The sequence below is a fragment of the Corynebacterium sp. J010B-136 genome (genome assembly GCF_002967075.1).
In the GTDB taxonomy this organism is placed as follows: Bacteria; Actinomycetota; Actinomycetes; order Mycobacteriales; family Mycobacteriaceae; genus Corynebacterium.
Map to the genome: position 1 here is coordinate 277815 of NZ_PUGE01000004.1, position 26909 is coordinate 304723.

Here is a 26909-nt window from a genome sequence, read left to right on the forward strand (position 1 = left end):
GCACCAGCGTACCCGTCTGCTTCGGGAAATGACACCCTTGCCCTTGTCTTGCCTATCCTTGGGGGAGATCAATGGTGAGTTACAAGACCAAACCGAACAAGCGAGGCATAATCAAAACCATGGTTTCACATAAGCCGGTTATCTTTGTCGTTGAACCTTTCGGCGGTTCGATTCGCTGGCATAATCCCTCCCTCCCACTCATTTATTGGGATGATTATGCTGTCACCCGTGGTGATGGCATCTTTGAGTCGATTCTCATTCGCGATGGTCAAGCCGCCAATTTAGAACGGCATGCGCACAGGTTTTGCACCTCCGCGGAGGCACTAGGCTTGCCGGAACCCATTTTGGACTCGTGGATTAATGCCACCCAAGCGGCAATTGAAGAATTTGGGGAAGGGGAAGGCAAGTGCACGTGGACTTATTCTCGTGGACGTGCGTCAACCGGGATCCCCACCGCATGGGTGAGCATCCAGCCCATTTCCGATGTGGTACTTGCTCAGCGTGAGGAAGGCGTGCGAGTGATGTTGAGTGAGCGCGGATGGTCATTTCCTTCAGAGCTGCCGGCGAAGACACTCAACTACGCAGCGACGATGGCAACCTTGCGGTTGGCACGCGAGCGTGGATTTGATGATGTTATCTTTACCGACCCAGATGACGGTCACGTTCTAGAAGGCGCGACTTCGACAGTGGTCACGGTCAAAGGTGACAAGCTGCGCACGCCTTACGATGACACCATTTTGCCCGGCACCACCCAAGCCGCCCTTTTTGCCCATGCCGAAAGCCAGGGCTATCGCTGTAAGCAAAAGGTCATCGATGTGGATTACCTTTTAGCAGCAGACTCCGTGTGGCTAGTCTCTTCTACGCGTGTGGCCGCACGGGTGCGCAGATTGGGCGAAGATAAATTAAAGGCTCCGGATAACGAGTACGAAATCCGAAGCCTTATTGATGCTGCAATGACGCGCGGTTAGCGGGTAATACCGCTAACCGGTGGTACAGCTAGCGGTTTAGCCTGCGACGCGGCGCAGCTCAGCAGACATGTATGGGCGCATCTCATCGTCGACTAGGCGCTCATCCACCCAGCCGAGGTTGTTATTAGGCATCAGACCGTACATGCGCTTGCCCGGGCCGAGATTCTTCGGACCGGTTTCGGTGACCATGGTAGAAGCAGACTGCAGCTGCCATGCGCGTTCATTAAAGACCTCGCCGTAGAAGATCTCCACGATGCCGTTGGAGGAGGTATAAGTGACCTCAATTTCATCCTTGGCGGAGATACGCCAAAAACCGGATTCACGGACATAAGGTTCACCGGCGGTGCCTTCGGAATCAATCTTCCACGTACGTGAGCTAAAGGTGAGGTACTCGCCACCATCGTGGGCAACGACTAGTTGCTGGCCAAAGTGAAATTGCTTGCCTTCAGAATCGTGTGCCTCGCCTTCGCCTTGCCAAACGCCCACGAGTGGCAACAGGCCTAAGAGCGCATCATTGAGGGAAGGACCCTGACGCAGGTTAGCAGTATCGGACTCTAGTGGTTCATCGGCAAACTTAAACGCAGGAATGTTTTGGCCAGCAGCATCCTTCCACGCCTCTGCCGCCATGTTCACTGCTTCATTGCCGTTGAGGCGACCGCTGGTGTTGGTGTTTGCAGCCAGTGCGTCAGCGGCAGAATCTGGAATATTCTGTGCTTTGTTTTCTGGGGTATTTTCGCTCATGGTGCACCAGCCTAGTCGGATTAGCCGAGTGGTTATTAATCCTCACTGATAAAAAGCGATAAACTGGCGCGTGTGCGCGCATTAATGATCTTGAACCCGAACTCAACGACTCAATCTAGCGAATTGCTCCGCGAAATCCTGCCTGCTCTTTTCGCAATTGAGCGGTTGAGTTTATTTGTGCGCTTTACCCAGCATCCCAAACATGCTGAGGAGATGGTTTCGGGGCTAACGCGCAAAGACTTTGACTTGATCATCGTGTTGGGTGGGGATGGAACAGTCAACGAAGTCATCAATGGGCTTTTAGGTTCTGCGGAGACCGAAAACCCGCATCCTGCGACTTTGCCCAAGTTGGCTGTGATTCCTACTGGCTCGGCCAATGTCTTGGCACGCGCACTCGGCTTTTCGGCGGACCCAGTAGAAGCCGTGCACGTGCTTGCCCGCCTCATTGAAAAAGATATCTCACGCACGATATGCCTAGGCACGTGGAATAAGCGGTGGTTTGGGGTCAACGCGGGCTTTGGACTTGATGCTGATGTGCTGGCGCAAGTGGATCGTGTACGTGAGCAAGGATTTGCCGCCACGCCCTTTCGCTACATGATGGTGACCGCGCGCGCAGTATTGCGTGCCCGGAAGAACCCACCGAAGATCAACGTTTCCGCGACTTCTCGCCAGGGCGAAGAAATTCTCCTTGATGAGGTACCAGTTTTACTGGCATCGAATACCAACCCGTGGACATTCCTAGGGCCGCTGCCTGTAGGAACCAACCCCGCGAACTCTTTCGACGAGGGCTTGAGCCTTTTCGGAGTTACCGATATCTCCGGCTTTGGCGGGTTAATCGGAGTCTTGCGCCTTTTCGGTGTGGACAACCAGAAAGTCCTCAGCCGTATCTCGAGTGCTCGAATCATTAACTTCGATTCCGCCAGCACCGCAACTTTAAGCTGCCCCACTCCACATCGCTTCCAAGCTGATGGCGAATCCGAAGGCAAACTAACGAAAGTCGTGTTGCGGTCTGTACCCGATGCGGTCGAGATTTATGCACCACGCTCCGCTCGTGCAGTCCATGAGCGCTCATTACGCGAGATGGTGCGCGACTTCATCCGCGTCTTCTAATTCATGGGGTTAGTTCTCGCGCCCTTCACTGTCATAGCGGCCATCAATTTCGACAGGGGATAGCTGGGAGACTTCTAGCGTGGTGTTGCGGTGCTGGGTTTCAAAAGTAATCGACCCTCCCTGCAGCCGTACCGCGGTCGCTTGTGCTGAAAGCGGCAATTGACGGGTATCTAGGCTGTAGCTAAACGCCTGGGCGACCTTGTCATTTTCAGGATTGACGGGAGTCATGATGAATTTTTCATCGATAAGCCGAAGCGTAACTTCTACTGACGTCGAGTCTTCATCGCCAGGCAAGGTGCCTTCTAGCACCGCTTCCGCCGAGGTGCCTGAGGTGGGCGAGATATTTTTAGGATTGGCAATCTGCAAGTCATTAATGCCCATCAAACGGCCCAAAGAAACCGCATCCACGGAAATCGCCCGCGACCACGTAGAGACTTTTGCGCCAGTGAAATTGCCGCTAAATAGCTGCTCGGGCGTTACTTGCACATCCCGCAAAGTGGTTGAAGCATTAACCAGACCTAGCCGCGGAACCTCAATATCAAGCGCGTTGACCTCCATCAATGGAATCTCGTGGTCAGGTAAAACGGCAGCACCCAAATATGGCATTCCACCGATGTAGACCTGCGGGGTATTTTCTAGCTGAGCCTCGGACTTCACTTGTTGCGCCAAGGTGTGCTCTGCATGCATGGCGAATCCGGTATCAATTGCGCCCAGTACTACCACTGTGGCCACGATGCCTGCGCCGATTTTCAACGGCCGAGCAAAGCGTGCCGGGATGGTCACGGTTGCCTTCGTAGTGCTGCTGACCAAGGCGTCCGAGTCAGGGGCATTCGAGACAGTTAGGGCTTCGCTCACGATGAAATCCTTAGCTAGATGGTGCGATAGTTAAAAGCTTACTAACCCACGGGCGAATCACTAGGGTGGGGATATGACTTTTAACGTGCAAAACATCTCTATTTCTGACAATCCGGAGCTTGCCGCAGCAGTTGAGGCCGCGGCTGCAGAAACCAGCAAGCACGATGGCATTGATCCATTTTCGGAACAGTTTCTTTTTGGACTGCGGGATGCGCGGCTAAACCACCAACATTGGATTATTGAGTCTGCAGGAAAAGTTGAAGCAATTGCCGCAAGCGATGGCAGCAGTGCAGAGCTATTTGTTGTTCCTGACGCACGCCAGCAAGGCCGCGGTACTGCGTTGTTGGATGCTATTTTGCCGACGCCGGTGTGGGCACATGGCAACTTTGACGGTGCACAAGCTTTGGCGAAGGCAAAGGACTTGCGCATTACCCGTCACTTACTGGTGATGTCCATTGAAGATGATGCTCTAAAGGCTGCGGCACAGAAACCACAAACAGAATTAGTGGTAGCAAACTATGCACAATCCGTTGAACGTTTTGGCAAAGAACACGTGGAGAAGCAGTGGTTGAAATCCAATAACCAGGCATTTTCTTGGCACCCAGAACAAGGCGGCTGGGATATTGAACGCCTGCACCGCGGCATGGAGCCTAATTGGTTTGATGAAGACGACGTCATCTTCTTCTGGGGTGTGCCAGCAGATGCTGCTCAACAATTACCGGAAATGGCTGGTTTTCACTGGACGAAGTGGCACGATGAGGTATCGCCAGGCTTTGGCGAGGTATACGTGGTGGGCTTGTCAGATGACTACCGCGGACGCCGTTTAGGTGGGCCATTGCTTAATGCTGGTTTGCAGCGCATGGTGGAAAAAGGTGCCACCCGCGTCATCTTGTACGTCGAGGCTGATAATGAGCCAGCAGTCAAGGCTTATGAGCGTTTGGGCTTCGAAATTGCCGAAAATCACGTGGTTTATGAGATCTCCGATAAGTAGGAAGAGATCTAGTGATGAGATTCACGGGAGAAATTGCCTAAGTTAACCATTTGTTAACCGGAAGGCACTATTGCGGTTAACCCTCGACCGATAGGTTAGCAACTCGTGAGCACAACAGCCTGAGATTCGGCTGCTTAAAACATCTGAAAGATTTCCCAAAAATCTCCACAGAAGCTAGGCGGTAAAGGGCTTGAATGTGCTCGGACAATCAAAGAAATTCCCCTAAAATTAACCGGAAAGGTTTCCCCGTGATTCGCAACTTTAAGCGCTCCGCTGCCATCATCGGTGCCGTCGCAGCTTCCTCTGTCGCACTGGTAGCTTGCTCTGATTCCGCAGATGATTCTGCAAACGGCGGCGAAGCAGCAGCAGAGCTGCCTGGCGGTTACGCGCTCTCTGGCGCTACCGGCGGCCTAGTTGCTGAAGGTGCATCCTCTCAGCAAAACGCCATGGACTATTTCGGTGCGATGTACCAGGAAACCACTGGTGGCGACGCTTACTTGGAGTACAACCCAACTGGTTCCGGTTCCGGCCGTACCAACTTCGTCGCTGGCCAGGTAGTCTTTGCTGGCTCTGACTCCCCACTGGAGGACGACCAGGTAGACGCAGCTGCAGAGCGCTGTGGCGGCAACGATGCATGGCACCTGCCATTCGTTATTGGCCCAGTTGCAATCGCCTACAACCTTGAGGGCGTTGAAGAGTCCATCAACCTGAGCGCCGAAACCCTGGGCAAGATTTTCGCTGGCGACATCACCAAGTGGAACGATGACGCAATCGCTGCTGAGAACGAAGGCGTTGAACTGCCAGATACTGACATCTCCGTGGTTTACCGTTCCGACGAGTCCGGTACCTCTGACAACTTCCAGAAGTTCCTCAGCGCTTCCACCGGTGACTGGGAAGGTGAAGGCACCAACTTCCCAACCGCAGTTGGTGAAGGCGCAAACGGTTCTTCCGGTGTTGCTACCCAGGTTCAGCAGATCAACGGTGGCATCACCTACGTTGAGCACTCTCACGCAGCAGACTCCGGTCTGGGCATTGCGAACATCGACTTCGGCAACGGCCCAACCGAGCTGAACGAAGAGTCCGTTGGTGCGGCACTTGAGGCTATGGAGTTCACCACCGAGGGCAACGACATGGTTGTTGACACCGATGCACTCTTCGCTTCCGATGCAGGCTACCCACTCATCCTGACCACCTACGAGATTGTTTGCTCCGGTGGCTACAGCGAAGATGAGGCAAACTTGGTCAAGGACTTCCTGATGACCGCACTGGCTTACCAGGATGAGGGCCTGTCTGAGGCTGGCCACATTCCAGTAACCGGTGGCCACTACGACCGCCTCGTTGAGGCTGTTGAAGCAATCAACAGCTAATCTAATGGTTGTTCTACGAACAACGTGTACTTCCTAAATTCTCAGGAAATTGGGGAAGTGCAACGCCCCCGCTGGCTTGTATGGTGTGTTTAAGACACTCCTGAATGCCTCCCGGGGGCGTCGCGCCGCGTAGGCGGTGACTGTGACCAATAATAAAATCCATGAAGTTGAAGGGCTGCGCCATATGGCTGACTACAACTCGACCTCGGGCGACCACGTCAAACTGGAAGATAACCGAACCGTTGATACCCATCCGGTGACTGTAAACTCCAGCGGTGCCGCGGCACCTGCAGGTGTAGATAACGGTGCCACTCCGAAAGCCGTTCGTCGCATCGGCGACCGCGTTTTCGAAACGCTATCCACTGCATCCGCAACACTGATTACGGTATTCATTGCCGCCATCGGTATCTTCCTTGTCCTCCGTGCAATTCCTGCACTTAACCGAAACGCCAACGGATTCCTAGGATTCTTTACGTACACCGATACGTGGAATACCTCCGATGTTGAGAACATGTACTTCGGCATTCCGAACCTGTTCGCAGCAACCGTCATGATGTCAGTCTTGGCGTTGATCATTGCTATGCCGATTGCCCTCGGCGTTGCGATCTTCTTGTCCAACTACGCACCAAAATCGATCGTTAAGCCAATGGGCTACTTGGTCGACATGCTGGCTGCAGTTCCTTCCATCGTTTACGGCCTGTGGGGCTGGTTGGTGCTTGGCCCATTCCTATCTGGCTTCTACAAGTGGATTGAGAGCTGGGGCAGCGGCTTCTTCCTCTTTGCGACCTACAGCAACAGCCCATCGTTTGAAACCGGACGTAACCTGTTTACCGGTGGCATTGTTCTTGCAATCATGATTTTGCCAATCATCGCCGCAACTACACGTGAAATCTTCGTGCAGACGCCTAAGGGGCAGGTCGAATCCGCATTGGCTCTCGGCGCTACCCGCTGGGAAGTTGTGCGCATGACCGTGCTGCCTTTCGGTATGTCCGGCTACATCTCCGGTTCGATGCTCGGCTTGGGCCGCGCACTTGGTGAAACCATGGCGCTCTACATGGTGGTTTCCCCATCGACCGCATTCCGCGGTTCGTTATTTGACGGTGGTACGACATTTGCAACTGCAATTGCGAACGCGGCACCGGAATTTAATAACGACATTAAGGCAGGCGCTTATATTGCTGCCGGCCTAGTCCTGTTCCTCTTGACCTTCGTGGTCAACGCGATTGCCCGCTCGATTGTTGCGGGCAAGAAATAGGGAGGTTGTAAAAAATGACTAACATTACAGCTCCTGCACAAACCGGAGTCGGTAAAACCTCCGCGTTCTTGCAAATCTCGGGTCGCCGCAAGGCCACCGACAATATCGCTAAGTACCTCATCTACTTCTGCATGGGCTTAGCAGTAATTCCTTTGATTTTTGTTCTCTGGCAACTGATTTCTAAGGGCCTTCCACCAGTGCTCAACGCAGAATGGTGGACCGATGACATGCTGGGTACCCGCTATGCCCAAGAAGGCGGCGGCGCGATCCATGCGATTATCGGTACCTTGGTGCAGTCGGTTCTAGCATCTATTATTGCTATCCCTATCGGTATCTTCACCGCAATCTACTTGGTTGAGTACTCCCGTGGCGGCTGGCTCGGACGCACCACAACCTTCATGGTGGATATCTTGTCCGGTGTGCCTTCGATCGTTGCAGCACTGTTCGTCTACGCGGCCTGGATTACGGTCCTTGGTTTCGACCGCTCCGGTGTGGCCGTGGCTTGGTCCCTGTTGCTGCTGATGATTCCAATTGTTGTTCGCAACACCGAAGAAATGCTGCGCGTTGTTCCAATGGACTTGCGCGAAGCTGCTTACGCTCTTGGCGTTCCAAAATGGAAGACTATCGCGCGCATTGTTCTTCCAACCGCATTGTCCGGTATTGCAACCGGCATCATGCTGGCGATTGCCCGCATCATGGGTGAGTCTGCACCAGTTCTGATTCTGGTTGGTACCACCCCGGCACTGAAGTGGGACCCCACCGGTGGCCCAATGTCTTCCTTGCCGTTGATGATGCTCGATATGTTCAAGGCCGGTTTGAACCCGAACGTTCTTGACAAGATGTGGGGCGCAGCATTCACGCTGGTTCTGATCATCGCAATTTTAAATATTGGTGCTCGCGTAATTTCCGCGAAATTCTCCATCAAACAGTAGCGCGCCTTTCCACCACCTTTATTTCTTCCAGGAGTATTAATGTCAAAGCTCGAACTCAATGACGTGGACATTTTCTACGGTGATTTCCACGCTGTGCAAAATGTCAATATGCACATCCCGGCTCAGGCAGTGACCGCGTTCATTGGCCCATCCGGCTGTGGTAAGTCCACAGTTCTGCGCAGCATCAACCGCATGCACGAAGTTATCCCTGGCGCATACGTCAAGGGTGAAATCCTGCTCGACGGTGAAAATATCTACGGCTCAAAGATTGACCCAGTCTCCGTACGCAACACCATCGGCATGGTCTTCCAGAAAGCTAACCCATTTCCAACCATGTCCATCGAGGACAACGTGGTGGCGGGTCTGAAGCTGTCCGGCGTCAAGGACAAGAAGAAGCTCAAGGAAGTAGCTGAGAAGTCTCTTCGCGGCGCTAACCTGTGGGATGAGGTCAAGGACCGTCTGGATAAGCCAGGTGGCGGTCTCTCCGGTGGTCAGCAGCAGCGTCTGTGCATCGCTCGCGCGATCGCTGTGGAGCCAGAAGTTCTGCTCATGGATGAGCCGTGCTCGGCACTGGACCCAATTTCTACCCTTGCTGTGGAAGACTTGATCCACGAGCTGAAGGAAAACTTCACCATCGTGATCGTTACCCACAACATGCAGCAGGCTGCACGTGTATCCGATAAGACCGGTTTCTTCTCCTTGGAAGCAACTGGCCGCCCGGGACACCTTGTGGAATTCAACGAGACCAAGAAGATCTTCGAAAACCCAGATAAGAAGGAAACCGAAGACTACATCTCCGGCCGCTTCGGCTAAAAGGGCAACTCCCTACAATTTTGATTGTCCGAGCATAAAGTCCAGCCACACTCTTTTCGAATCAGAGAGTGTGGCTGGACTTTTCTATGCCTGGGGGAGGAGGCCGCTAGGCGCTGTTGGCTTAGCGCCGCTTTCCTAGCGACGAAACTGGCGCTCTAGCGCTTGGAAACGAGCTTCAGCATCTTCACGTTCCTGCTTGCTCTCGCGTTCTGCTAGGTACTCATCTGGGGTCAGCCCCGTGATCAGAAATACGACGCGGGCAGCAACGTTCACGCAGTGATCGGCGTAGCGTTCATAAAAGCGAGATAGCAGCGCGATATCGACTGCGGCACGCGTGGTCTCCGTCCACTCGCGGCGGGTTAAAACGTTGAGTAGATGCTCATTGATGTCATCAACGGCGTCATCCTCACTGGTTAGCCGCAGCGCAACATCGGCGTCTGGATCCACCAAAACGTCACGGGTTAACGTGACCATATCTTCTACTAGGCGTGCCATTTCTTTGAAATAACCTAGGTAGGCATCCGGAATGACCGGCTCTGGGTGGCGCCGGCGTGCGGCATTAGCAATGTGCTTGGCTAGTCCACCCATACGCTGTAGATCTTCGACGATATAGATCGAAGACACGACCTGACGGAGATCCTTGGCAACTGGATTCTCCAAAGCGAGCAGTTCTACCGCGCGTTCTTCTGAGCGGATCCGGACTTCATCTAATTCATCTGAGAGTGAGATGGCTTCTTCCGCGGGCTGCAGCTCAGCTGTCAATAGCGCCTGGGAAGCCTTGTGCATGATCGCCGAAACACCGTCGCACATCACGATAAGGTCGTGGGCGAAGGCGTTCAATTCATCCCGATAAGCGTTACGCATACCGGTAGTTTATGACATTAATCCCCACTACGCGCGGCGAGGGCAAAGAGATTCCCGTGGGTCTGCCCTAAATGTGGGTAATATCAATGATTTTTATCTGAATCTGAGATTATCCGCCAGAGTGCATGAGCTCGGCACCCTCAGGTACGGATTCATCTTCGGGGTCATCAAGCCAGCCTTCTGGCAGCACGACCTTGCCCGGAGAGCCTTGACGACCACGTGGACCATCGGCATCATCGGCAAGCGCTAGCGAATCAGCCCAGGGTGCAAGCAGATTACGCAACTGCTGCAGAGACTCCACGCGCGCTAGTTCAGAGCGAACCTCACCGCCGACTGGGAAGCCGCGCAGGTACCAGCCAATGTGCTTGCGGATATCGCGGGTAGCGTGAGCCTCACCGTCGTAATGAGCCATAAGCTCTGCGTGGCGCACGATGATCTGTGCAACTTCTCCCAAAGTCGGCTCCGAAGGGATGTCCTCGCCGCGCAGCTGTGCCGAAAGCTCAGCGAAAAGCCACGGGCGACCCAGGCAACCGCGGCCGACTACAACGCCGTCGCAGCTGGTTTCCTCCATCATTCGGTGGGCATCGGTGGCTTTGAAGATATCGCCATTGCCCAACACCGGAATTCCGGTGTGCGCGAGGTGTTCTTTCAAGCGCTTGATTTCATTCCAGTTGGCTTCGCCGGAGTAACGCTGCGCAGCGGTACGTGCGTGCAAAGCTACGGCGGCTGCGCCTTCTTCTACCGCGATGCGTCCAGCGTCCAGGTGCGTGTGGTGCTCATCGTCAATGCCGACGCGGAATTTCACGGTGACGGGAATATCGGTGCCTTCGGTCGCTTTGACCGCTGCAGCCACAATATTGCCGAATAAACGGCGCTTATATGGCAAGGCTGAACCGCCGCCGCGGCGGGTGATTTTCGGCACCGGGCAGCCGAAGTTCATATCGATATGATCGGCGAGATTTTCATCGACGATCATTTTCGCGGCCTTGTAGGTGTACTCCGGGTCCACGGTGTACAGCTGCAAAGAACGCGGGTCCTCATCGGGCGCGAAAGTGGTCATCTTCATAGTCTTTTCGTTGCGCTCAACCAGAGCACGCGCAGTAACCATCTCACAGACATAAAGTCCGGAGACGGTTCCAGTACGCTGAACTTCCTGCTCACGGCATAGCGAGCGGAAAGCAACGTTAGTTACCCCGGCCATCGGGGCGAGGATGACAGGGGAGGAAAGGGCGATGTTTCCAATTTCTAAAGACACGCCGCTATTGTCCTCTTTACCTGGGCTGTTTGGCAAATGTGAGTGACATGTACCCATCCCAGCTCAGGATGTGGCAGGGAGTGATTACAGCGAGTGCAAACGATTGGGCATACAATGTAGATGTTAGCTATTGTGGGCTATGTAACTTAAAACAGTGCCACTGCTGAAATTTCACATGTAAAGGTAAAACCGTCACGTGTTGCGGCAGCGTGCCATTACAAGGAGGTAATTAATTTGTCTGACAGGATTGGTAATTACAAGGATCTGGTCATGTCTGCTGAAGAAGCAGCACAGTTCGTCAACCACGGCGACGTTGTAGGCATCTCCGGCTTTACCGGTGCTGGCTACCCAAAGGCTTTGCCAACCGCTATCGCGGAAAAGGCTAAGGCTGCGCATGAAAAGGGCGAAGAGTTCCAGATTGACTTGTACTCTGGCGCATCAACCGCTCCTGATTGTGACGGTGTATTGGCGGAAGCAAACGCACTGCGTTTCCGTTCCCCTTATAACTCCGATCCAGTTCTGCGTAACAAGGCAAACGCAGGCGAGATCCTGTACCAAGATATTCACCTCTCCCACTCCGGTCTGCAGGTTGAGCAGGGCTTCAACGGTGACTTCCAGGTCGCCATTATTGAGGTAGTGCGCATCCTTGAGGACGGCAACATCGTTCCTTCCTCCGCGGTTGGTAACAACCTCGAGTACATCGAAGCTGCTGACAAGATTATCTTGGAAGTTAACTCTTGGCAGTCGGAGAACCTTGAGGGCATGCACGACATCTACCGTGTTGCCAAGCTGCCTAACCGTCAGCCAATTCCAATCACCAAGGTTGAAGACCGTATTGGTGAAACCTTCATCGAGCTGCCTGCGGAGAAGGTTGTCGCAGTTGTTGAAACCAACGCGCCAGACCGCAACGCTCCTTTCCGCGCACCAGATGAGGTCTCGGAAAAGATTGCTCAGAACTTCATCCACTTCCTGGAGGGCGAAGTTGAAGCTGGCCGCCTAGAGTACGACGGTTTCATCATGCAGTCCGGCGTGGGCAACGTTCCTAACGCTGTGATGGCTGGTCTTTTGGACTCCAAGTTCGAAAACATTAAGGCCTACACCGAGGTTATCCAGGACGGCATGCTGGACCTGATCGACGCGGGCAAGATGACCGTTGCTTCCGCTACCTCTTTCGCTTTGTCTCCTGAGTACGCAGACAAGATGAACGAGAACGCTGACCGCTACAAGGAAAGCATCATCCTGCGTCCGCAGCAGATCTCGAACCACCCAGAGGTTATCCGTCGTGTCGGTCTGATTTCTTCCAACGGCATGATTGAGGCCGATATTTACGGCAACATCAACTCCACCAACGTTGGCGGCTCCCGCATCATGAACGGCACCGGTGGTTCTGGTGACTTCACCCGTAACGGCTACATCACCACCTTCGTGTCCCCATCGGTTGCTAAGGACGGCGCTATTTCTGCGATTGTTCCTTTCGCTTCCCACATTGACCACACTGAGCACGACACCATGGTCATCATCACCGAGTACGGTGTAGCTGACCTGCGTGGCCTGGCTCCTCGTGAGCGCGTTGAGCGCATCATTGCGGTTGCGCACCCTGATTACCGTCCAATGCTGCAGGACTACTTCGATCGTGCAATGCAGAACAAGTTCGTTCACACTCCACACGACTTGGCTACCGCGTTCGAGTTCCAGCGCAACTTCGCTGAGTACGGCGATATGCGCGGCGAGCAGAAGTAAGAAAAGCAAGCATCGCTTATCGATGAACCCGCGGTACCCGCGGGCATAGCTGAGGACCTGTCGAAGAAATTCTTCGGCAGGTCCTTTGCTATGGGCCTTGATCCTTATGGCTTTGAGCTGCTCCTTTGTGTTTAAGTGCCCCCGGTTTTCAAATTTCTACCTTGGGGCATTAAGATGGTTTCTCGTTGGGCCTTTAGCTCAGTTGGTAGAGCTACGGACTTTTAATCCGCAGGTCGCGGGTTCGATCCCCGCAGGGCCCACCAAAGAAAAACACCGTTGACACTGTTCAGCGGTGTTTTTCTTTTTGCGTTTGCACCCTTGCTATTAAACACGGTTTTTCTCGTTTAATGATATGATGTGGGTTGTGGATCCGAGAGAATTTGCAGATAAAGCCCTTGATGCAGGGAAGTCAGTAGTTGTCAGCGGAGACGAGTATATTGTTGTTTCTCACGCTGAGGCTGTCGCGGTGGCGCACGATCCGGAGCGGTTTTCTTCGCGCGTATCGGCGCATCTACAAATCCCCAACGGACTGGATGGGCACGAGCACGCTACCGCACGCGCGCTGGTGGATAGCTACCTCGCCTCGGAGCGTGTAAGTAGGTTCCTGCCGCAGTTTCACGCCGCTGCGCAGCAAGTCCTAGATGGCGCCTCGGCACCTGTCGGTGCCACGGATATCGGCGAGCTGGCTCGGTTGTATGCGGTGCGTGCCATGCAAGGGTGGTTGCAGTGGCCGGAGCATTTAACGCAGCGTTTGCTGGATTGGATTCAAGATAATGACCGCGCTCGCGTGAGCGGGGACAGGCAATGGACCAAGAGGGTGGCAGAAGAATTCGATGCCATCATCCGCATCGCTGTAGCAGAGGCCCCTGAAGGGTCAGAAACTCATTTGCTTGCAACTGGGCATGGGCTCTCACATGAGGAAGTTGTTTCCATCCTGCGCAACTGGACGGCAGGTGATTTGGGTTCGATGGCTCGGTGCATTGAAGTTATTGCAGTGGCTTTCGCGAACGCACCTGAACTGCAAGACAGAGTGCGAGTCATCTTGAAGCCAGGCGAGCATGGGGGTCAGCGTGAGTTTGAAGCAATCGCTGATGAAATCTTGCGAAACGACAATCCCTTCGTCAGCAATCGGCGCGTGACCACGTGTCCGGTGGATTTCGGGCAAACACATATTCCGCAGGGCACTCGCGTACACATTCACTGGACGGGTGCGAACCGTGACCCGAAGGTCTTTGAAGGCTTTGACCCCCAAGGGCATGCGAAGGACAACCTAGTGTGGGGGACTGGGCCGCACTATTGCCCAGGAAAAGCACTATCTATGGCGGAATTGAGAGCCTTTTGGACTGAAGCACTCGCGCGCTGCGAAGTAGTTGCGGTGGATGAAGATGGTGCGAGACTCGAGGGCGTGCGCAGTGCCAACGGTGGCTGGGAAAGATCACCTGCGCGGCTGGTTCGGCGTAAAACAGGTGGAGAATAAACCCTTATGGCAAAAGACGATTTGAGGAAGTGACGGCACGATGAGCTACGAGACTAGGGCTAATGCTTCACGGGCGTTGTTGCAGCAATGGTTGATGATTATCGGGGGCGTCTTCGTACTTCTTGGCGGTGCAGTCGCGGCAGTGGCCTCGCCGCTGGGTTTGGAAAAGGGCAGCTGGCTCGCAGCCTATCTCGTGCTCGTAGCAGGCGTTCCGGTGTATTTGGTGGGGCAGTTTATCGCGCACTGGCTGGCCGGCCGTGGCGGCTGGGCGCTGCTGGTCGGGTGGAACCTAGGGAATGCGGCGGTTATCGTCGGCTCGCTGTTGTCTTTGCCTTTGCTTGTCGATGTCGGTGGGGTAGTCCTTCTTATCCCGCTGGTGTATTTGCTGTGGATCGCGTTGAGCTGGCAAGGAGCTGGCGATGTTGCTGCTAGCCGTGCCGCTGTGATTGGTCGCTGGCTGCTTATCGCGGCACTGGTGATTATGATCTTCAGCATCCCCGTTGGCTTGGTATTAGCGCACCTGCGGGCCTAGAAAAATCTAGATTAGAGGCGGATCCGGTATGGAAATTAGAGACACCCCGCTTGCTGTCGCGGAGGCATTCGCCGCCGCTTGGAATGACTATGACGCGGATGCATTAGCCGGGCTCTTTGTGGAGGATGCCGAATTCGTCAACGTGGTTGGACTGTGGTGGCATGACCGCGAACATATTCGCCAGGCACCTGCTTATGGCTTCCGGAAAATTTTTCGCCACTCGCATATGAAACTAGGCAGAACAGCGGTGCGGGAGCTGGGCGCGGACGTCGCGGTCGTGCACGCAGCCTGGACGCTGACAGGCCAAGAATCACATGAAAACCGCGAAGCCGGTAAGCGCCGCGGTGTCATCAGCTTTACCGTGCAGCGCCAAGCGGGTGGCGGGTGGTTGGCAGTCTCCGCGCACAATACTGACCGCATTAACGGTGCAGAAACCCATATTGCAGCAGAAGGCACGCTCAACCCCGCGTACTACGGCAATCAACCCGACGCCTGATTTCTTAACTGGGCGTTGCTTAATTGAGCAACGCCCACAGACGTTGGGCGGCGTAGCTGCGATAAGGACTCCACGCAGCAACACGCGCGGCGTCCTTCTGCTTATCCAAGCCGAGTCCCGGCTCGGCTGCGGCCATCATGCGGCGCAAGACTGCATCGGAAGCCGGAAACGCATCCTTGTCGCTTGCTGCGCGGATGGCTAGAACATCCAATGTCCACGGGCCGATGCCATAGATAGTGGCTAGTTCCTCACGGGGAGGAAGCTCAACGTGTTCGGCATGCGCTCCACGCTCGGCAAAGAACTTCGCTACTTCAGAAACAGTGCGAGCCCGAGAGTTGGTGAGTTTTACTAATGCGCGCAGCTTTTCGACGGGAGTGCTAGCAATTATCTGCGCCGTGGGGAACATGCGTAGCCGAGAAGCAGCTGAGTTTCTCGGCGGTGTTGCTTCGGTGGTCTCTGCTGACGGAGCCGCGCCCAAAGCTTCTACGAGGCGGGCCGCGAAAAGCCGACCGGTGGACAGCGTCACTTGTTGACCCAAGACAGCCAAAATAGTGCCCTCAAAGGGCGCGTGGTGGCGCGTAATGCGAATGCCAGGCCGCAGGTTCACCTGTGACGCAAAGAGCGGGTCTTGGGCCAAATGGGCGTTGATGGGCGCAAGGTCGGTATCCACATCGAACCAGTGCTTCACGCGCCGGGCAATGGCGTCATTGATCGACTCATCCTGCGAGTAGGTGGTGAGGCGTAGGTGGGCATCGATAAGCTGTGCTTGCACAAATTGCTGGGTGCCGGTTACCTCAATCCAGCGCGAGAGCTGCTTGGTTTCCGGGTTGAAATCCTGCAATCCCGTGACCGTATGAGACTTGAGGTTAGTGATGACCGCGTCGTGGTCAAAGGCACCGTTGGCAGTGAGCTCAATGGTGGTTGGAGTACTCATGATGATGCTGAATCCACCGGCCACACCCCGGAGCTGCCGCGCCGGTGGGAATCCAGAAGGTGAGTATCCACGATGCCGACGGCTTCCATCAATGCGTACATGGTGGTGGGGCCAACGAAGTTGAAGCCCTCCTTGCGCAGGGCTTTCGACAAGGCCAGGGATTCCGCAGATTTGGTGGGGATTTCTTCGATGGTGTGCGGGTGCGGTGTGTTATCCGGCTGGAATGACCAAATGAAGTCAGCCAATCCACTCTTTTCCCGCAGCTTGATGGTCGCATGTGCGTTGTTGATAGTCGCCAGGATTTTCCTCTGGTTGCGCACGATGCCCGCGTCATTCATCAGGCGTTCTACGTCTGAATCCTCAAAGCGTGCGACCTTCTCCGGATCAAAGTCGGCAAAAGCAGTGCGGAAAGCCGGACGCTTGCGCAAAATGGTCGCCCACGACAGCCCTGCTTGGAAAGCCTCCAAACTCAAGCGTTCATACAGGCCTTGCTCATCACGAATCGGCATGCCCCACTCGGTGTCGTAATACTCGCGCAGCATTGGATCCACGCTTGCCCACTTAGGCCGCGCCAAGCCGTCCTCGCCGATCACAATCCCGGAATCTAGTTCTTGTGCTTCGTTGCTCATGCTGTTTGCTCCAATTCCAACAGGGCCGTTTTCGCTTCTAACCCGCCAATGTAGCCGCCCAGGGAGCCATCGCTACGCAGCACGCGATGACATGGAACCACGACAGGCAGCGGGTTGGTCGCGCACGCCGTGCCCACCGCGCGCACCGCCTTCGGATTGCCCACGGATTCGGCAACCTCCTTGTAAGAGCGCGTATGGCCATAGACAATCAGCGGAAGGTATTGCTGCACAGTCTGGCGAAACCCCGTGGACAGCGCGTAATCCACGGGAAGTTCAAAGCTGTGCCGGGTCCCCGCGAAGTATTCATCCAGCGCGCTCGCCGCAGCATCTAATCTGCCCGGAGCCTTCAAAATGCGCGGGCTGATTTTTGCCGCAAGTGTTTCCAACACGGCATCGAAACCTTCGCGCTCAAAAGCCACACGCACCAGGCCTTTGTCGGTCGCCGCTAGCAGCAAAGTGCCCACCGGGGTGTCCACATAGCGATAAGCCACATCCAAAAGCCCCAGGCGTTGGGCATTTTCCACCAGCTGGGCATGGAGTTTGTCCGTTGCCCCAGCCTCCACGGCAAAGTGCGATTTATCAATCATGTCGGTAGCTCTTTCGTAGTTTCTTCATTCCATCTGCCGCCGCGCGGCGTACCGCATCCGCATTCGAGTCAAGTAGCTCCGCGGCTTCCCGGTAGCTCAGCCCACCCAGATAGTGATAGGCAATCGCTTGCCGTTGTCTAAGCGGCAAGGCAGCAACCAGCTCCCAGATATCGCAGTTGCTTATCGATGCCTCCACGGCCTTCTCATAATCCTGTAATTCTTCGGGTGGAGCGGGGGAGACCATGCGAGCGCGCCGGGATTGTTGGCGAGTGATGTCTATTGCTTTGCGGTGGGCCACGCGCACCAGCCAGGCCTCAACATTGGTGTTCTCATCTAATTCCGGCCAGGCTTTGAGCGCTGCAAGAAAGGTTTCTGACCAGTCATAATCAGCATCGCTGCCTGGGCCCAACACTGCCCGACACACCCGCAGCACGGTCTCACCGTGGGTTGCTACTGCCTGTTCAAAAGGAAGATTCATCAGCTACACCTTCTAAGGTTTTAAACTCGCTGGAGTCTAAAACAGCCGGGTCTCGGTGACTTCCGCAGGCTCTTCCAGCTCCAAGAGAAAGCGCTTGCGGTCGAGTCCGCCTGCATAGCCGGTCAAGGAGCCGTCTGCGCCAATAACGCGGTGACACGGAATGATGATGCTGACGGGATTGCGGCCTACGACCTGACCCACACGTTGCGCTAAATGTTTGTTTCCTAGCTGCTGGGCAATCTCACCATAGGTCATGGTTTCGCCATAAGGAATCTCTTGCAGCAGCGCCCACACTTCTTGCGGAAAATTATTGCCCTGTGGCTGCACCGCAATGGTAAATTGACTTCGCTGGCCAGCCAAATACTCATCGATCTCCGCTTTTACTGCTTGAAAGAACTCGTCGTTTGTCGCGTCGACGTCCGCGCCAAATGTGGAGGAGTCCGGCAGATGCCAATGCCCGGGGAAATACAGCGCCCGCAGCTTATCGCCGTTAGCCACCAGGGTCAGCTCACCCAGCACCGTGTCGATGGTGCCGTGTCTTAAATCGGGCATAAGGCTTTCCTCCATGGAGCTGGAGCGAATTTCGCCCGGGTCTTAATCCGGGCCTTTACTAGTAGACGCTTGGGTGGCTGAAAATGTGAGATCAGCTTTTGAGAAGTTTCTTAATGGCGCGCATTGCTTCATCGAGCATGTCTTGGTCGACGGTGCCATCGGCTTTCGATGCTCCCGCGACACAATGCGCAATGTGATCTTCTAAAAGGGCCAGCGAAACATTTTCTAAAGCAGATTTCACTGCCGATATTTGAGTAATGATGTCGATGCAATATTGGTCTTCATCAATCATGCGGTGAATCCCGCGCGTTTGTCCCTCAATACGCTTCAGGCGCGCAAGGTATTTTTTCTTCGAATCAACATCAGTGTTATAGCCGTGCTGACCTGGTGCATGGCAACTGCACGTACTATCTTTTCCGGTCATGACCTGCTCTTTTCTTTATTGAGGGGGAGACGATTTTGTTTTAACAGTCTACTTCAAGTATATTTTTGTACGTCGCCAAGAGCGACAGGCCCCCATCGTCTAGCGGCCTAGGACACCGCCCTTTCACGGCGGCGGCACGGGTTCGAATCCCGTTGGGGGTACGGAAGTAATTCCACCGCTAAATGGCCCTGTGGCGCAGTTGGTTAGCGCGCCGCCCTGTCACGGCGGAGGTCGCGGGTTCAAGTCCCGTCAGGGTCGCATTGGGAAATGGAAAGCGTCAGCGAAAGCTGGCGCTTCTTTCGTTTTGTCCTTCTTCTGAAAGCTCAGTACCGGGTAAAGGCTTTGCCTTCTAGCCGATACTGAGCTGTTGTAGTTTGTTTCACTAAAGTTAACCTTATCTAAATACTGTGGCGCTTCGAGTCGCCTATTCCCGGGTGGCTGAATCTCATGTGAAGGAGCCCCCGGTATGGCCAAGGTGCCACGAAGAACGACTTTCCGCCCGCTTGCCCTCATAATGGCCATGGCATTGGCCATCGGATGGACTGCGTGGCCAGCGTTGGCCCAGGACAGCTCGGAATCTGCGGAGGCAGCAGCTGAGGGCTCCAAGATTGCGCTGATTATGGATGCCTCGGATTCCATGAATGAGGAAGACGTCGATGGTGGCACGCGTTTAGACGCGGCAAAGCGTGCATCGCAGCAATTGGTGGACTCAATGCCAGAGACAGCGCAGTTGGGCATGCTGGCCTATGGAGCCTCAGAGTCTAATGCGCCGGATAACCGGGAACGTGGCTGCCAGGACATTGATGTTCTAGCCCCAGTTGAGCGCATCAACAAGGAAGAATTAAACGCAGAAATAGATGCTCTCAAGGCACAGGGCTATACGCCCATGGGCAATGCTTTAAAAGCAGCTGCCGATGAGCTGGGCAGTGCGGGGGAGCGTTCGATCATCTTGGTTTCGGATGGCATCGACACTTGTGCGCCGCCACCGGTATGTGAGGTTGCAGAAGAACTTGCTGGCGATGGTTTTGACCTGGCCATCCACACTGTCGGCTTCAAGGCGGATGCTGCAGCGCAGGAAGAGCTAAAGTGCGTCTCAGACGTCTCGGGCGCCACCTTCGTGGAAGCAGACAACGCTGAAGAACTTGGCAACCAGTTGGAATTCCTTGCGCAGCGTGATGCGCAAGGCTACCAAGTCGAAGGCACCGAGTTCGAATACGCCGTCACGGTAGAAGACGCCAAGTGGCTCGATGAAGGTCAATACCAAACCCGCGTTGAAGTAACGGAAACCGAAGATGACGTGCGCTACTTCCGCGTTGCTGTCCCAGAGGGGCATCATGCGCATATCTCTGTAACTGGAATTCCCAACCGTGATGCCTCGGGGCAGACTTCCGCAGGCCGCGAGGGAGCAGTTTTCGTAGGCGTTGAAGAAGTCTCCAACCATGCTGGTGGTTCCGATTGTCGTTCAGAAGATTTGATGACCATCGCAGGTGGAAAGATCGATCTGAGCAACTACGCTCCCACTGAACCACGTGTTTCTACCATCGAAGGTGACAAGCCCGGCAATTGCGACATGAACGAATGGATTGTTGGCCATTCCTTCTACGGTGATGGAAAGCGCAGCCTAGTAGGAGAGGAAATCTCTGTTGAAGTCAACGTCACCTACGAAGAAATACCTCCAGAAAACCAAGTCCAGCTTGAAGGCGACATAGGCTCACTGGCGCAGGAAGAACCAGAAGTTAAGTTCTCAGACGCTCAGGATATCGAGGCTGGAAACAGCTTCAACAACGCTGTTGAGGTCGAGCCCGGAACCTATGAGAATTCTATTGTTGCTGGTGAAGTGCAGTACTACCGGGTTCCGGTGGAGTGGGGCCAAGTTCCGCAGGTAGCTCTACGCAACCGAGTGAATGAGAGCATTGACCACGCGTGGATGACTGCTCAGCTCCTTAACCCAGTGCGTGCGGTGATTGCCGATAACAACACAACCAGTTCCTCTTCCGATAAGACGAACGTTACGCAGGTGATGGCGGACCGCCCGCTGCGCTACAACAACCGCAATGCGAACTGGGGCGGACATCCGCAGTCTATGGCCGGTGACTATTTCATCGCGGTGTCGATGTCGGTGCCGCGCCAAGAAGAAAGCCTGGACCGCATTGAGCAAGACTATGAGCTTGCCGTCGATGTCACGGGAGCAGTTGATGAAGGAAGCGCGTGGCGCCCGAGTTTTGAGCCTGGTCCTGAGCCATCGGATACTCCGCCGACTTTCGATGCCACCTCGGATGAGGCAACAGAAACTACTACGGCTGCAGATGCGGACGATGATTCTGACATCGCCAATGCCGCAGCGGAAGGAAACTCTGAAGGTGGGTTTACTGGCCTCATTTGGGGCACCGTTGGCGTCTTAATCCTCGGGTTGATTGCGATTATTGGTGTGCTAGTTTTCAAACTGCGGAAGAGACAGTAGGTAAGTAGTGTCATTGCGCGGCTAATTTAGTGTTTGTACTGCTGATTTGTGTTGCTGCTCAGGCATTCTGTAAAGTAACTATTCGTGCCTGAGGGGCACATCAATTAAATAAGGCCCTGTGGCGCAGTTGGTTAGCGCGCCGCCCTGTCACGGCGGAGGTCGCGGGTTCAAGTCCCGTCAGGGTCGCAAGATTGTCCTTGCGGCAATCTTTGGCCAGATAGCTCAGTCGGTAGAGCACACGCCTGAAAAGTGTGGGGTCGCCAGTTCGATCCTGGCTCTGGCCACAACCAAAAGCTCCTAGTGTGAAAACATTAGGAGCTTTGTTGTATTGGCAAGTGTAGACTAGCCACATGGCAAATGAAGTAACCCACAATACTGACCGCAAGCGTTTCGTCATCACCGTTGACGGAGAAACCGCTGGATTCGCTGATTACGTCACTCCAACGGATGATGTCCGGGATTTCAACCACACTGTTATCAACCCTGATTTCCGTGGCCAGGGGCTATCCTCGCCGCTGATTAAGGCAGCTTTAGATGAGACCCGCGAAGCCGGGTTGAAAGCCGTTGCTTCGTGCTCTGCTGTTCAGCATTTTGTCTCTAAGAATCCCGAATACGAAGACCTCATTCGTCGCTAAGCAAAGCGAGCCAAGGAGGAAGCAATGGGTAGCGAAGAGAAAAACATTCAAGTTACGCACGATGCAGAAAACACCAAGTACGTGCTTACCGTGGATGGGCAAGAAGCGGGCGCCGCACACTATGTAAATGTTGCTGACGGGGTGCGCGACTTCAACCACACCGTTGTCGACGATGCTTTCCGCGGACAAGGCCTATCAAAGCCGTTGATTTCCAGCGCATTGGACCAATCGCGCGAGGACGGCGTCAAAGTTATTGCTACCTGTCCAGCAGTGCGAAAGCTCGTGCGCACCACCGGCGCGTACAAAGACATCATTATCAAGGCTTCCGACCTTGAACAGGACAGCTAAAGCTTGAGACTCTTGTAAAGCACGAAAACCTCAAGGGAGCCGCGGCACGAAAACTAACGTGCCGCGGCTCCCTTGTCTTTGAAAGATACAGCGATTAAATAAAGTAATCGGGGTCGACCAACTTGATTTGCTGGTCCTTTTTGCGCGGGCGATTCTTCGAAGGGATACCAGTAGCAGTGTGGTGATCAGGGACGTCCTTGGTAACTACAGCGTTGGCGCCAACCGCAGAGCCTTCGCCAATGGTGACTGGACCTAAGATTTTTGCGCCGGCGCCGACAACGACGTTGTCTTTTAAGGTTGGGTGGCGCTTGGTTTGAGTTAATACTTGTCCGCCTAAGGTCACGCCGTGGTACAGCATGACACCATCGCCAATTTCGGCGGTTTCACCGATAACAATGCCCATCCCGTGGTCAATGAAGAAGCGGCGACCAATGGTGGCGCCAGGGTGAATCTCGATGCCAGTGAGGAAGCGATTGAGCTGCGATAAAATGCGCGCTGGCCCTTTAATGTTGCGCTTCCAGAGCCAATGGCAAACGCGGTGTGTCCAAATTGCGTGCAGACCTGAGTAAACAATGGCGTTTTCTAGGTCTCCGCGGGCCGCAGGATCGTGCTCACGAGCATTTTTCAGATCTTCGCGAATCCGAGAGATGATTGTCAAAGGGTTCATAGCCGAAATCCTACCGTTAAACCTTTAAGTCGCCACCACATAAAAATACCCGGCTACCAATAACATTGGATAGCCGGGAATGACGCGATGAATTTAAAGATGCACCGCAGCCCTGGAATTACTAGTCGCGGATGTCTTCGAACAGAACGGTGGAGACATAACGCTCACCGAAGTCTGGGGCAACTACGACGATGGTCTTGCCCTTGTACTCATCACGAGCCGCGAGCTTAAGTGCTGCAGAAACGTTAGCGCCGGAGGAGATACCAACCAAAAGGCCTTCATCGGTAGCAAGCTTACGAGCCAAAGCGATGGACTCTTCGTTGGTTGCGGTGATAACTTCGTCCAGCAATTCACGATCCAGAACCTCTGGGATGAAGTTTGCGCCCAAGCCCTGAATCTTGTGTGGGCCAGCCTTGCCCTCGGTCAAGATTGGGGAGTCTGCAGGCTCAACTGCAACCAGGTGAAGATCCGCATTCTTTTCCTTCAAGTAGCGACCAGCACCGGTGACGGTGCCGCCGGTGCCTACACCAGCTACGAATGCGTCAACCTTTTGTCCGGAGTCTTCCCAGATCTCTACACCGGTGGTCTCGTAGTGGATCTTGGCGTTTGCCTCGTTGGAGAACTGACGAGCCAGAACTGCGTTTTCCTGCTGTGCCAAGATTTCATTCGCCTTGTCGACTGCACCCTGCATGCCAGCTGCACCTGGGGTCAGGACGATTTCTGCACCGTATGCGCGAAGCAGAACGCGACGCTCAGCGGACATGGTCTCTGGCATGGTCAAGATGACCTTGTAGCCACGAGCTGCGCCGACAAGTGCCAGTGCAATACCGGTGTTGCCGGAGGTTGCCTCCACGACAGTTCCGCCAGGCTTGAGCTCACCGGATGCTTCAGCAGCGTCGATGATTGCCTTACCGATGCGGTCTTTGACGGAGTTTGCTGGGTTGAAAGATTCCACCTTGACCAGCACCTCTGCGCCGAGGTCCTTGGTCAGGTTGTTGAGTCGAACCAGTGGGGTTCCACCGATGGTGTCAAGAATTGAATCGTGAATCTTAGCCATGAAATGGCCTCCTCTTAATAGACAACTTTGTTGGTTTATCGTTAGTGTACACCACAACACTAGACCGGGCGGTATATATATTCTAGACCGACAGGTTGAGGGCTTTGTCGAGTTTGACTCGTTATCGCAGGAAGCGGGTGCACCTGATTGGGTGTCCCTAGAATCATGGAGGACATTGTGAGCCAGATTGGAGTTTCCGTAATGATTTGGGTTAGGATTACCCCCGAATAACGGTTAAACTGTGGATAACCGTGTTGGAATACCCCCGTTTTACGGGCTTTAAGGAGTTTGGGTTAATGGACTCGCATCGGATCAAAGACGACGATGAAGCCGTCCGCACCGCGCTGTCTTCTCTGAAGACTGCTACTGGCATTCCGGTCACGATGTACGGAACTCTGTTGCCGGATAATCGCCTGCAGATTACGCAGTGGGTTGGCTTGCGCACTCCGGCGCTGCAGAATCTCATCATTGAACCAGGTTCTGGTGTCGGTGGGCGTGTGGTTTCGACGCGACGTGCTGTCGGCGTTTCTGATTACATTCGTGCGAACACGATCTCTCATGAAAACGACCGTTATATCCAGGATGAAGGTCTGCACTCTATTGTTGCCGTGCCAGTCATCGTCCAGCGAGAAATTCGCGGCGTTATTTATGTTGGTGTTCACTCTCCAGTGCGCTTAGGTGACAAGGTGATTGAAGAAGTCACTATGACTGCACGCAGTCTGGAGCAAGACTTAGCGGTTAACTCTGCTCTTCGTCGCACTGACGGCAACAAGGCTGGCGCTGGCCGCGGGCACGTTATGAACGGTGCTGAATGGGAGCAGGTTCGTTCCACTCACTCAAAGTTGCGCATGCTTGCTAACCGTGTTGAAGACGAGTCTTTGCGCAAGGAACTAGAAGCACTGTGCGATCAGATGGTCTCTCCAGTGCGAGTAAAGCAGTCCACGAAACTGTCTGCCCGTGAATTGGATGTTCTTAGCTGTGTAGCTTTGGGACATACCAATGTGGAAGCAGCAGAAGAGATGGGCATCGGTGCTGAAACCGTGAAATCCTATCTTCGTTCGGTAATGCGCAAGCTCGGGGCACACACTCGCTACGAGGCTGTGAACGCTGCGCGCCGGATTGGTGCTTTGCCGTAAGATGGTTAGGCGTGAAAGATCTATTTAAAGTTTCCGGTGGAGCGCGCCTGCAAGGCGCTGTGAAAGTTGACGGCGCCAAGAACTCAGTTCTAAAACTGATGGCTGCTGCATTGCTCGCTGAAGGATCTACAACGCTGACTAATTGCCCAGAGATCCTCGATGTCCCTTTGATGCAAAAGGTGCTCGAGGGCCTGGGCTGTTCTGTTGTTATCGACGGTACAACCGTCACTATTGATACCCCAGCCGTACCAAGCAGCGATGCGGACTTTGATGCAGTGCGTCAATTCCGCGCATCTGTTTGTGTCCTCGGTCCGTTGACTGCACGCTGTGGCAAAGCCCGCGTAGCACTTCCTGGTGGGGACGCCATTGGTTCGCGTCCTTTAGATATGCACCAGTCGGGACTGGAAAAGCTGGGCGCAACTACTCATATAGAACACGGCGCAGTTGTAACTGAAGCTGCTGAGCTAGTTGGCGCCAATATCAAGTTGGATTTTCCTTCAGTTGGAGCGACCGAGAACATCTTGACCGCTGCAGTGCTGGCCAAAGGCACCACCGTGCTAGACAACGCTGCCCGCGAGCCAGAAATTGTTGACCTCTGCAGCATGCTCCTAGAAATGGGCGCAGATATCTCGGGTGCAGGAACATCAACCATCACCATTAATGGTGTGGAAAAGCTAAGCCCTACTAACCATGAAGTTATTGGCGACCGCATTGTTGCGGGTACATGGGCTTATGCTGCCGTGATGACTCAAGGAGATATCACTGTTAGCGGTATTGCTCCACGACACTTGCATCTACCACTATCTAAGTTGCGTTCCGCAGGTGCAGACATTGAGACCTACGAGAACGGTTTCCGCGTACGCATGAATGAACGTCCAAAGTCTGTTGATTACCAAACTCTGCCTTTCCCAGGTTTCCCAACTGACTTGCAACCCATGGCGATTGGCCTTTCGGCTATCGCGGATGGAACAGCCGTCATTACCGAGAATGTCTTTGAGTCTCGATTCCGCTTCGTAGATGAGATGCTTCGCCTCGGGGCCGATGCGCAAGTAGATGGACACCACGTTGTTATTCGTGGACAAGAAAAGCTTTCCTCTACAGACGTCTGGTCTTCTGACATTCGAGCAGGCGCAGGTTTAGTGTTGTCCGCCTTCTGTGCAGATGAACAAACCACAGTGCACGATGTCTTCCACATTGACCGCGGATATCCGCACTTTGTAGAAAACCTTCAGGCTTTAGGCGCCACAATTGAGCGCGGCCAGGAAGAAACCAACCAATAACTTCATCTTGATTCAAAACAGTCCCCAGAGTAATTCACATTTATGTGTGTTTACCTGGGGATTTGTGTTGGTTCGTGTGGGTGTGTAACTTTATGTGAGTCAGCGAGACCGACAACGCCCCGCACAGAACATCAAGTTCTGGTGAGAATGGCGGTAGGAAAACAGCCGCTGGCAAAGAACAAAAAGTAATTTTTGACTTTCCATTCACATGTTCTGTGGCGCATCTTGGATGTGGTGTGCAGTGTGTGGTGTGGTTGTTGTCTGAGAACTCAATAGTGTACCAATGTACTAGATTTTATATTTTTGTCTGTGTTGTGTGGATGAG

The 26909-nt window shown here is 54.2% G+C and carries 28 protein-coding genes and 5 tRNA genes; 21 read left to right on the forward strand and 12 right to left on the reverse strand.

What is annotated here, in order from left to right; all coding sequences use genetic code 11:
- Positions 1-119 precede the first annotated feature (119 nt).
- The gene (locus C5Y44_RS08690; protein ID WP_105324556.1) at positions 120-968 is read left to right on the forward strand and encodes an aminodeoxychorismate lyase; all 849 of its coding nucleotides are present in this window, start codon (positions 120-122) and stop codon (positions 966-968) included.
- Positions 969-1004: 36 nt separating this feature from the next.
- On the opposite strand, the gene C5Y44_RS08695 is transcribed toward C5Y44_RS08690, so the two are convergent.
- The gene (locus C5Y44_RS08695; protein ID WP_105324557.1) at positions 1005-1709 is read right to left on the reverse strand and encodes an FABP family protein; all 705 of its coding nucleotides are present in this window, start codon (positions 1707-1709) and stop codon (positions 1005-1007) included.
- An 84-nt stretch (positions 1710-1793) separates the two neighbouring features.
- On the opposite strand from C5Y44_RS08695, the gene C5Y44_RS08700 reads away from it, so the two are divergent.
- Positions 1794-2819, forward strand: a complete 1026-nt coding sequence (locus tag C5Y44_RS08700) for a diacylglycerol kinase family protein (protein ID WP_105324558.1) — start codon at positions 1794-1796, stop codon at positions 2817-2819.
- 9 nt (positions 2820-2828) lie between these two features.
- Here the strand turns inward: C5Y44_RS08700 and C5Y44_RS08705 are convergent, their stop codons facing one another.
- Complete coding sequence (locus C5Y44_RS08705; protein WP_233189920.1) at positions 2829-3674, reverse strand: DUF2993 domain-containing protein; 846 nt, start codon at positions 3672-3674, stop codon at positions 2829-2831.
- Positions 3675-3747: 73 nt separating this feature from the next.
- Between C5Y44_RS08705 and mshD the strand changes: the two genes are divergently transcribed.
- The 5 genes from mshD (at position 3748) to pstB (ending at position 9032) form a co-directional block, all read left to right on the forward strand.
- The gene (gene mshD, locus C5Y44_RS08710; RefSeq protein ID WP_105324559.1) at positions 3748-4665 is read left to right on the forward strand and encodes a mycothiol synthase; all 918 of its coding nucleotides are present in this window, start codon (positions 3748-3750) and stop codon (positions 4663-4665) included.
- Positions 4666-4913: 248 nt separating this feature from the next.
- Positions 4914-6032, forward strand: coding sequence for a phosphate ABC transporter substrate-binding protein PstS (gene pstS, locus C5Y44_RS08715; protein WP_105324560.1), 1119 nt, complete (start codon positions 4914-4916; stop codon positions 6030-6032).
- 184 nt (positions 6033-6216) lie between these two features.
- Positions 6217-7287: a phosphate ABC transporter permease subunit PstC gene (gene pstC / locus C5Y44_RS08720; RefSeq protein WP_066797928.1), complete on the forward strand. Its 1071-nt coding sequence runs from the start codon at positions 6217-6219 to the stop codon at positions 7285-7287.
- Positions 7288-7301: 14 nt separating this feature from the next.
- A complete protein-coding gene (pstA, locus tag C5Y44_RS08725; protein WP_105324561.1) occupies positions 7302-8219 on the forward strand; it encodes a phosphate ABC transporter permease PstA in 918 nt (305 codons plus the stop codon).
- Positions 8220-8258: 39 nt separating this feature from the next.
- Positions 8259-9032, forward strand: a complete 774-nt coding sequence (pstB, locus tag C5Y44_RS08730; protein WP_066796200.1) for a phosphate ABC transporter ATP-binding protein PstB — start codon at positions 8259-8261, stop codon at positions 9030-9032.
- 135 nt (positions 9033-9167) lie between these two features.
- Here pstB and phoU read toward each other — a convergent pair whose 3' ends face one another.
- Both phoU and dusB read right to left on the reverse strand, forming a co-directional pair.
- The gene (gene phoU, locus C5Y44_RS08735; RefSeq protein WP_105324562.1) at positions 9168-9896 is read right to left on the reverse strand and encodes a phosphate signaling complex protein PhoU; all 729 of its coding nucleotides are present in this window, start codon (positions 9894-9896) and stop codon (positions 9168-9170) included.
- Positions 9897-10005: 109 nt separating this feature from the next.
- Complete coding sequence (gene dusB / locus C5Y44_RS08740) at positions 10006-11151, reverse strand: tRNA dihydrouridine synthase DusB (protein ID WP_105324563.1); 1146 nt, start codon at positions 11149-11151, stop codon at positions 10006-10008.
- Positions 11152-11385: 234 nt separating this feature from the next.
- On the opposite strand from dusB, the gene C5Y44_RS08745 reads away from it, so the two are divergent.
- From C5Y44_RS08745 to C5Y44_RS08765, 5 genes are all read left to right on the forward strand, one after another.
- Positions 11386-12891, forward strand: coding sequence for an acetyl-CoA hydrolase/transferase family protein (locus C5Y44_RS08745; RefSeq protein WP_105324564.1), 1506 nt, complete (start codon positions 11386-11388; stop codon positions 12889-12891).
- 187 nt (positions 12892-13078) lie between these two features.
- Positions 13079-13154 (forward strand) — tRNA-Lys (locus C5Y44_RS08750).
- A 92-nt stretch (positions 13155-13246) separates the two neighbouring features.
- Positions 13247-14368, forward strand: coding sequence for a cytochrome P450 (locus C5Y44_RS08755; RefSeq protein WP_233189924.1), 1122 nt, complete (start codon positions 13247-13249; stop codon positions 14366-14368).
- A gap of 40 nt (positions 14369-14408) precedes the next feature.
- Positions 14409-14900: a hypothetical protein gene (locus C5Y44_RS08760; protein WP_105324565.1), complete on the forward strand. Its 492-nt coding sequence runs from the start codon at positions 14409-14411 to the stop codon at positions 14898-14900.
- Positions 14901-14928: 28 nt separating this feature from the next.
- Positions 14929-15396, forward strand: coding sequence for an SgcJ/EcaC family oxidoreductase (locus tag C5Y44_RS08765; RefSeq protein WP_105324566.1), 468 nt, complete (start codon positions 14929-14931; stop codon positions 15394-15396).
- A 19-nt stretch (positions 15397-15415) separates the two neighbouring features.
- On the opposite strand, the gene C5Y44_RS08770 is transcribed toward C5Y44_RS08765, so the two are convergent.
- From C5Y44_RS08770 to C5Y44_RS08795, 6 genes are all read right to left on the reverse strand, one after another.
- Positions 15416-16330, reverse strand: a complete 915-nt coding sequence (locus C5Y44_RS08770) for an AlkA N-terminal domain-containing protein (protein WP_105324567.1) — start codon at positions 16328-16330, stop codon at positions 15416-15418.
- Positions 16327-16959, reverse strand: a complete 633-nt coding sequence (locus tag C5Y44_RS08775) for a DNA-3-methyladenine glycosylase I (RefSeq protein ID WP_105324568.1) — start codon at positions 16957-16959, stop codon at positions 16327-16329. Before C5Y44_RS08775 ends, C5Y44_RS08770 begins: the two co-directional genes overlap by 4 nt.
- Complete coding sequence (locus C5Y44_RS08780) at positions 16956-17546, reverse strand: methylated-DNA--[protein]-cysteine S-methyltransferase (protein ID WP_105324569.1); 591 nt, start codon at positions 17544-17546, stop codon at positions 16956-16958. Before C5Y44_RS08780 ends, C5Y44_RS08775 begins: the two co-directional genes overlap by 4 nt.
- Positions 17539-18024, reverse strand: a complete 486-nt coding sequence (locus C5Y44_RS08785; RefSeq protein WP_105324570.1) for an RNA polymerase sigma factor — start codon at positions 18022-18024, stop codon at positions 17539-17541. The genes C5Y44_RS08780 and C5Y44_RS08785 overlap by 8 nt, the downstream gene beginning before the upstream one ends.
- Positions 18025-18060: 36 nt before the next feature.
- On the reverse strand, positions 18061-18576 hold the full coding sequence (locus tag C5Y44_RS08790; protein WP_105324571.1) for a methylated-DNA--[protein]-cysteine S-methyltransferase: 516 nt from the start codon (positions 18574-18576) through the stop codon (positions 18061-18063).
- A 91-nt stretch (positions 18577-18667) separates the two neighbouring features.
- Positions 18668-19000 (reverse strand): metal-sensitive transcriptional regulator, encoded by a 333-nt coding sequence (locus C5Y44_RS08795; RefSeq protein WP_105324572.1) that lies wholly within the window; start codon positions 18998-19000, stop codon positions 18668-18670.
- An 88-nt stretch (positions 19001-19088) separates the two neighbouring features.
- On the opposite strand from C5Y44_RS08795, the gene C5Y44_RS08800 reads away from it, so the two are divergent.
- The 7 genes from C5Y44_RS08800 (at position 19089) to C5Y44_RS08830 (ending at position 22444) form a co-directional block, all read left to right on the forward strand.
- A tRNA-Glu gene (locus tag C5Y44_RS08800) sits at positions 19089-19161 on the forward strand.
- Positions 19162-19184: 23 nt separating this feature from the next.
- Positions 19185-19258: transfer RNA gene (locus C5Y44_RS08805), tRNA-Asp, on the forward strand.
- 208 nt (positions 19259-19466) lie between these two features.
- Entirely contained in the window at positions 19467-21461 is a 1995-nt protein-coding gene (locus C5Y44_RS08810) for a VWA domain-containing protein (RefSeq protein ID WP_105324573.1), read from the forward strand.
- A gap of 112 nt (positions 21462-21573) precedes the next feature.
- Positions 21574-21647 (forward strand) — tRNA-Asp (locus C5Y44_RS08815).
- 25 nt (positions 21648-21672) lie between these two features.
- A tRNA-Phe gene (locus C5Y44_RS08820) sits at positions 21673-21745 on the forward strand.
- Between the two features lie 66 nt (positions 21746-21811).
- Complete coding sequence (locus C5Y44_RS08825) at positions 21812-22096, forward strand: GNAT family N-acetyltransferase (RefSeq protein ID WP_066796146.1); 285 nt, start codon at positions 21812-21814, stop codon at positions 22094-22096.
- Positions 22097-22120: 24 nt separating this feature from the next.
- A complete protein-coding gene (locus C5Y44_RS08830) occupies positions 22121-22444 on the forward strand; it encodes a GNAT family N-acetyltransferase (RefSeq protein ID WP_105324574.1) in 324 nt (107 codons plus the stop codon).
- Positions 22445-22538: 94 nt separating this feature from the next.
- On the opposite strand, the gene epsC is transcribed toward C5Y44_RS08830, so the two are convergent.
- Together epsC and cysK are read right to left on the reverse strand one after the other, a co-directional pair.
- Positions 22539-23111, reverse strand: a complete 573-nt coding sequence (gene epsC, locus C5Y44_RS08835; protein ID WP_066796132.1) for a serine O-acetyltransferase EpsC — start codon at positions 23109-23111, stop codon at positions 22539-22541.
- Positions 23112-23232: 121 nt separating this feature from the next.
- A complete protein-coding gene (gene cysK, locus C5Y44_RS08840; RefSeq protein ID WP_105324575.1) occupies positions 23233-24168 on the reverse strand; it encodes a cysteine synthase A in 936 nt (311 codons plus the stop codon).
- A 296-nt stretch (positions 24169-24464) separates the two neighbouring features.
- On the opposite strand from cysK, the gene ramA reads away from it, so the two are divergent.
- Together ramA and murA are read left to right on the forward strand one after the other, a co-directional pair.
- Positions 24465-25304, forward strand: coding sequence for an acetate metabolism transcriptional regulator RamA (gene ramA / locus C5Y44_RS08845; RefSeq protein WP_066796122.1), 840 nt, complete (start codon positions 24465-24467; stop codon positions 25302-25304).
- 11 nt (positions 25305-25315) lie between these two features.
- Positions 25316-26584, forward strand: coding sequence for a UDP-N-acetylglucosamine 1-carboxyvinyltransferase (gene murA, locus C5Y44_RS08850; RefSeq protein ID WP_105324576.1), 1269 nt, complete (start codon positions 25316-25318; stop codon positions 26582-26584).
- Positions 26585-26909: the final 325 nt, after the last annotated feature.

Bases quoted from the DNA above. Each gene is read 5' to 3' on its own strand.
- C5Y44_RS08690 (WP_105324556.1), top strand. From the start codon at position 120: ATGGTTTCACATAAGCCGGTTATCTTTGTCGTTGAACCTTTCGGCGGT.
- C5Y44_RS08695 (WP_105324557.1), bottom strand. From the start codon at position 1,709: ATGAGCGAAAATACCCCAGAAAACAAAGCACAGAATATTCCAGATTCT.
- C5Y44_RS08700 (WP_105324558.1), top strand. From the start codon at position 1,794: ATGATCTTGAACCCGAACTCAACGACTCAATCTAGCGAATTGCTCCGC.
- mshD (WP_105324559.1), top strand. From the start codon at position 3,748: ATGACTTTTAACGTGCAAAACATCTCTATTTCTGACAATCCGGAGCTT.
- pstC (WP_066797928.1), top strand. From the start codon at position 6,217: ATGGCTGACTACAACTCGACCTCGGGCGACCACGTCAAACTGGAAGAT.
- pstA (WP_105324561.1), top strand. From the start codon at position 7,302: ATGACTAACATTACAGCTCCTGCACAAACCGGAGTCGGTAAAACCTCC.
- pstB (WP_066796200.1), top strand. From the start codon at position 8,259: ATGTCAAAGCTCGAACTCAATGACGTGGACATTTTCTACGGTGATTTC.
- phoU (WP_105324562.1), bottom strand. From the start codon at position 9,896: ATGCGTAACGCTTATCGGGATGAATTGAACGCCTTCGCCCACGACCTT.
- C5Y44_RS08755 (WP_233189924.1), top strand. From the start codon at position 13,247: ATGTGGGTTGTGGATCCGAGAGAATTTGCAGATAAAGCCCTTGATGCA.
- C5Y44_RS08760 (WP_105324565.1), top strand. From the start codon at position 14,409: ATGAGCTACGAGACTAGGGCTAATGCTTCACGGGCGTTGTTGCAGCAA.
- C5Y44_RS08765 (WP_105324566.1), top strand. From the start codon at position 14,929: ATGGAAATTAGAGACACCCCGCTTGCTGTCGCGGAGGCATTCGCCGCC.
- C5Y44_RS08770 (WP_105324567.1), bottom strand. From the start codon at position 16,330: ATGAGTACTCCAACCACCATTGAGCTCACTGCCAACGGTGCCTTTGAC.
- C5Y44_RS08775 (WP_105324568.1), bottom strand. From the start codon at position 16,959: ATGAGCAACGAAGCACAAGAACTAGATTCCGGGATTGTGATCGGCGAG.
- C5Y44_RS08780 (WP_105324569.1), bottom strand. From the start codon at position 17,546: ATGATTGATAAATCGCACTTTGCCGTGGAGGCTGGGGCAACGGACAAA.
- C5Y44_RS08785 (WP_105324570.1), bottom strand. From the start codon at position 18,024: ATGAATCTTCCTTTTGAACAGGCAGTAGCAACCCACGGTGAGACCGTG.
- C5Y44_RS08790 (WP_105324571.1), bottom strand. From the start codon at position 18,576: ATGCCCGATTTAAGACACGGCACCATCGACACGGTGCTGGGTGAGCTG.
- C5Y44_RS08795 (WP_105324572.1), bottom strand. From the start codon at position 19,000: ATGACCGGAAAAGATAGTACGTGCAGTTGCCATGCACCAGGTCAGCAC.
- C5Y44_RS08810 (WP_105324573.1), top strand. From the start codon at position 19,467: ATGGCCAAGGTGCCACGAAGAACGACTTTCCGCCCGCTTGCCCTCATA.
- C5Y44_RS08825 (WP_066796146.1), top strand. From the start codon at position 21,812: ATGGCAAATGAAGTAACCCACAATACTGACCGCAAGCGTTTCGTCATC.
- C5Y44_RS08830 (WP_105324574.1), top strand. From the start codon at position 22,121: ATGGGTAGCGAAGAGAAAAACATTCAAGTTACGCACGATGCAGAAAAC.
- epsC (WP_066796132.1), bottom strand. From the start codon at position 23,111: ATGAACCCTTTGACAATCATCTCTCGGATTCGCGAAGATCTGAAAAAT.
- cysK (WP_105324575.1), bottom strand. From the start codon at position 24,168: ATGGCTAAGATTCACGATTCAATTCTTGACACCATCGGTGGAACCCCA.
- ramA (WP_066796122.1), top strand. From the start codon at position 24,465: ATGGACTCGCATCGGATCAAAGACGACGATGAAGCCGTCCGCACCGCG.